Source organism: Oryzibacillus soli, assembly GCF_051594765.1.
GTDB lineage: Bacteria > Bacillota > Bacilli > Paenibacillales > NBRC-103111 > Paenibacillus_AR.
On record NZ_JBPPGJ010000058.1, the window covers coordinates 1 to 2002 of the forward strand.

The window sequence follows — 2002 nt, forward strand, 5'->3', positions numbered from 1 at the left end:
AGGGAAAATAGGATAAATATGAAGTGTAAGAGATGGGATTTGCATGAGTAATCGAAGAAGAGCCGACTTCAGTTAACACCGTATCTACGCGTCGGGCCTAACGGCCCTTGGTCTGCAAGAGGCATTTCGGGGAAGCGGAATCAGCAGACAACCCTGCACCACCTAACCGCGTCGCGGCCATTCGAGATCCGCTGCGCTGATGGATCTGTGCTTCCTTAAGGTGGTGAGGGTTCGTAGATACAACAACGTTAACTGAAAGCACCGATAGATCAAGAGACATCAAGGTCAAGGGACATCAAGGTCAAGAGACATCAAGGTCAAGAGACATCAAGGTCAAGAGACATCAAGGCCAAGAGACATTGAAGGTCAAGAGACATCAAGGTCAAGAGACATCAAGGTCAAGAGACATCAAGGTCAAGAGACATCGAAGATCAAGTGACATGAAGGTCAAGAGATATTGAGGGTCAAGAGACATTGAAGGTCAAGAGACATTGAAGGTCAAGAGACATTGAAGGTCAAGAGACATTGAAGGTCAAGTTCGTTTATTGTAATTCGAAGAAGTCGGTGCCATCAGTTAACACCGTATCTACGCGTCGGGACCTGGAGGTCCCTTGGTCTGCATGTGGCATTTCGAGGGAGCGGATTCAGCAGACAACCCAGCACCACCTAACCGCGTCGCGGCCGGTCGGGACCCAGCTACGCTGATGGATCGGGGCTTCCTTAAGGTGGTGTGGGTTCGTAGATACAACAACGTTAGGTGAAATCGGACAAGATATCTATAAAAACTATAAGGATGTGAACCATGAGTGAATATATATGGTCATATCAAGAAGGCAAATAATGAATTAGCTGTTATCTTCAATGAGGACAATATGAAAATCATAAAAAATGAATTAATTGTTCAGGCTATAATGGATTCATGGCTATATTTGAATAAATTCATCAAAAATGTATTGCCGGATTGGACTCAATACTTTAATAGTAGACTCGAAAACATTAGAGCAGAGGAATTACTAATTACAACTGATATGGTAAAGGATTCGTTCACTCAATATGAAAGAATAATCAAGGAACGAGAAGTAAAAAGTTACATTAACCGATACATAAAACTGATGGAATCATTATTAACATTCAATAAGCCTTTTGAGGAATCATGTGCTATCTGTCAGGGAGAGCTATTTTACTATACTGATCTAGTTAATTCTATAGTATTTAAAGAGTGTAGTACTTGCGGAACCCACTTTGATCCATTAACTGATAAAGCAATAGTACATAAAGGGAGCCAAGTAAGACCTTCAACAAGATTTGAACTACTTAATGAAGGAATAAATGAATTATAACTCAAGATTTTGTTGGCTACTCCAAGAAGTGTCCGACATCACCTAACACCGTATTCACGCGGCGGGCCTGAAGGCCCTTGGTCTGCAAGAGGCATTTCAAGGAAGTGGAATCAGCAGACAACCCTGCACTGGCTAAGTCCGTCGGACCCGGGGCTGGCGCCCCTTAAGCCAGTGAGGGTTCGTGAATACAAGAACGTTAACTGAAATCGGCTAATGACTATTATGATAGTATTTCGATGGAGAATGTTGAAAACCATTGAAATCCAAATCACACGCGAGATCATGTGAGCATTTTTGTAACCCCCTTCGATCCCGCGAATCATTTAATTACTACAAACTGAAAAAGATAGAACTCGCGCGAGATCATTCGAAAAGTCCTGTGACCCCCTTCGAGCCGCGCGAGCTGAGAGAAGAAATAGAACTGAAGAACATAACACGAGACTAATCGAGGATAATAGTTACCCTTTCGATCCGTCTATGATGGAAAATACAGTAAAGATGATAAATGACATAGAAGAATTAGGGAAAATAGGATAAATATGAAGTGTAAGAGATGGGATTTGCATGAGTAATCGAAGAAGAGCCGACTTCAGTTAACACCGTATCTACGCGTCGGGCCTAACGGCCCTTGGTCTGCAAGAGGCATTTCGGGGAAGCGGAAT

At 42.8% G+C, this 2002-nt stretch carries 1 protein-coding gene; it reads left to right on the forward strand.

Annotation, left to right across the window (positions count from 1 at the left end):
* Nucleotides 1–806 precede the first annotated feature (806 nt).
* Entirely contained in the window at nt 807–1340 is a 534-nt protein-coding gene (locus ACSEXW_RS28040) for a hypothetical protein (protein WP_438449485.1), read from the forward strand.
* Nucleotides 1341–2002 lie beyond the last annotated feature (662 nt).